At 36.9% G+C, this 3587-nt stretch carries 1 protein-coding gene; it reads right to left on the bottom strand.

Going from position 1 to position 3587, the window contains the following annotated elements:
* Positions 1-2794 (bottom strand): DUF4347 domain-containing protein (locus AC3DU7_RS18800; RefSeq protein WP_488040843.1); only part of this gene is annotated, 2794 nt, incomplete at its 3' end.
* Positions 2795-3587: the final 793 nt, after the last annotated feature.

Below are 3587 nucleotides of genomic sequence, written 5' to 3'. Positions count from 1 at the left end.
TGTCGTTGCCTGTGATGCTGAAGGTTACTGGTTGTCCTTTGTTTGTGCTGCTGCTGTCGTCTACTGCTACTGGGGGGTCGTTCACTGTGACGCTGATGTTGGCGCTGTTTGATTCTGCTCCATCGTCGTCTTCTACTGTGTAGCTGATGGGGGTGGCTGTGCCTGTGAAGTTTGGTTCTGGGGTGAAGGTGACGTTTCCACTATCATCTACTGTGTATGTGCCTTCTCCTGCTTGTGTGAAAATGGTTTGCTGACCATCTGTGTTGGGGTCTAGGTCTACTGTGCTGTGGTTGATTGTGCCGTCACTGTCTGTGTCGTCGTTGGTAATGTTGAAGGTTACTGGTTCTCCTTTGTTTGTGCTGCTGCTGTTGGGGGTTGCTACTGGGGGGTTGGTCTCACTAATATTAACAACGATCGTACCCATATCCATTAGCGGACCGCCAGTACCTTGATCCGTATCACTTGTGTTGCCATCATTAATTATGTATTTAATAGTGACAGAATCAGGCTCTCTCAAAGCAGGGGCTTTACTATAAGCAATATTTTGTAATGCTTTATCGACTAGATCGCCAGTAGCGCTATTATTAAATGTTAGCAGTAATGTGCCATTGGTATTAGTAGTAACTGTACCAATATCAGTACCATCTACTGTTAGAGAGCTGCCCTGCGTTAAAGCTCCTAATACCCCTAGATCGCCACTGCTAAATTGATCGTCAGGATCTGCTCCTCCATCTCTTTCCAAGGTAAGGGTAGCACCGTTGTAATTATCTCTATCATCTAATTCTATATCTGTAATTGTGGCATCACCGTCCAGAATAACTGGATCGCCGCTTACAGTAAAAAAAGTAGGACTATTATCCAGGTTTTGAAAAGCAGGAGGATCGTTAACAGGGATAACCTTAATTGTAGTAGTATGAACTTCGTCACTATCCGCAAAAATGTCGGAAGATTTGTTTCCATCTTCGTCTTCGAGGACTATCTCTAGAATTCTATCTGTATTATCTGGATGTTCGCTAGTGTTTTCGTATTGAATGGCTTTGAGTGCTGTTTCAAAGTCATCCGCGCTGGCCGTAGTTCCTGTTGTTGGTGTTAACGTAATTACTTTTTCGCCATCTACATTTGTAGTTATTGCAGCAGTTATGTTTGTACCTGTTACTGTCGCTGAAGTTGTTAATTCTGTACCACCAACCAAAAATTTTTCATCATTACCATCAATAGGATTTGTTAGGGTGATTGTTGCTTCCTTTAATCTATCGCTATTACCAGTAGTACCACTATTTATGTAATCTCGAATAATCAGGCCATTAGTAGTAACTACACCATCTGCATCTGTAGTCTCACCAGCCGTAATGTCTACTATATTAACACCACCAGTGTTTTCTGTGAATGTTGTTTCATAGTTAGTGGTTGCATCATCAGTACCACTTAGATCTATTTGTGGAATATCAAAAATAGATACTTGCCTGGGGTCGGACATCCCATCATTACTATTTGTAGTTATTGTAGGAAGGACTTGTTCAACTTCTGGAGTTGGCGTTGTAAAGTCTCTAATGTGATAGAGTTGCCCGGTATTATTGCTAGCATATAATTTTCCATCCTTGTCAGTCCAAGCTGCACCATAAGCCCCTGCAGCTAAATTGCCAACACCATCTGTAATTGGTTTTGTGTCAACCGTAACATTACTGGGATTGCTGACATCAATTGTAACTAATGTACCGTCACCGCTAACACCATAAAAACTGTTGTTAGCAGCAATATAAGTTAAATCTACTGGCATATCACCAGTGGGAAATGTGCTATCAGATAAATTGAAATTTATTGTTGTTGATGTTATCGGGTTATTAAGATTGATTCTAATTATTGATGTTTTACTGTCAACGTTAGTTACCCATAAATTATTGTTGTCGTCTATATCTCCACCAGTAGGATTTGGATTGAGATTAACTGTAAAAATATTACTATCGGTGCTATCTGTAGTAACTGTAGCATCATTCCTGACATACTCAACAGTACCAGTTGAGTTGATTCTCAGAAGCTTATGATTATTACCACTGCCTTTTTCAAAAGCATATATATAGTCATCATTAATGTTATAACCTCCGGCATTATAGGTTGGTGTGTTAAGAATACCACCAATCTCCTCATAACCTCCTGTTAATGGGTTAAGTTGTCTAAGTTCACCACTAATTACTTGGTATAAGACAGGTTTTTGCTCGAATGGAGTCAGAACATAATTCCATTGTCGTTGTATCTCCTGTGTGAAAGGTATATCTACCTTCAACTCACCTACACTAACTTCCAATTCCCAATCACCACCTAAAGCAGTACTACCAGTAGGTGTGGCCGAGGCAGCAACATTTGCACCTGTTAGCTGATGCAGCTTTTCCAAAAATTCTGTACCTGTATCTCCGGCAGCGACACTACAGCCATAAAGGAATATATTAGTCACTGACCAAGTTTCTAACTCTTCAGCATAACTACTATTAATACTGTCAATATTTAATTGGCTATTACCTAATTCGACACAGCCTGGTGAACCATGAGAAACTATATGTATGGATGATATCTGAGGATATTTTTTGATAACTTTGGCGATCTGCTCAATACCACTATCGTTGGGATGAAGAATAACTACTTCTATCCCTGACAAAACTCCCGTAGCTAAACTCTGATAATCCTCGACATGAGAGTCTATAAAGACTATTTGTTGCTCTGTTTTGGGTTTGGTCGAAAAGCCAAAGAATTCGATAGATTTCTTGGTAGATAAGGATTGGTAGATATTGATTGTAGACATTGAAAATTTTTCCTTAAAATTGGATAGTAGATAGATGTTGATTTATTAGCCTTTTCTATTATATAGACAAATTTTTTAACTGAATGTTTCTCTAATGATTAAGCCAAATATATTAGAGAGCAGAGTACTAGCCTCTTCTCAATTATCTATATATTTTAATTTTAATACAGACCACAACTCGAATGCTTCCTCCAAGTGGGTGATTATGATGTTCACACCTTATGATTATTTACAAATATTAATTTTTTTGTGTTTCTATTTAATTTAGTTTTTTCAGAATAGTTTTTAGAGTAAAACATATAATAATTTATAATATATGCAACAATTTTTACTCCAACAAGAATATCGTAGAGGAGTTTAGTTTTACTTCTTATTAAATAAAAATCCATAAAAACGTTTGCTAAATTATGGTTTGTATCAAATTATTGATCAGTTTAAAAAAGGGAAATATACTGATTTATTTTGTTAGATAGAGTTTAGTTAGTCTTCATATCATGTCTGGTTAAATACTGAATAAATAATTGCTTAAGAGTCAGAATAGGTAGCATTATCTTTGGCGACCGCAAAAAATCTAAAATTTTAGTTTATATAAACAGGACTTAATCAGTTTCAAAAATCCGGATATATTGATTTATTTTGTTATATCGAATTAAGGCTAGGTAGCATTATCTTTGGCGACCTAAAAAATCTAAAACTTTAGTTTATATAAGCAGGACTTAATCAGTTTCAAAAATCCGAATATATTGATTTATTTTGTTATATCGAATTAAGGCTAGGTAGCATTATCTTTGGC

The sequence above is a fragment of the Okeania sp. genome (assembly GCF_983059655.1).
Note: the sequence above shows the minus strand (reverse complement) of the source record. Positions and strands in the feature narration are given on the sequence as shown.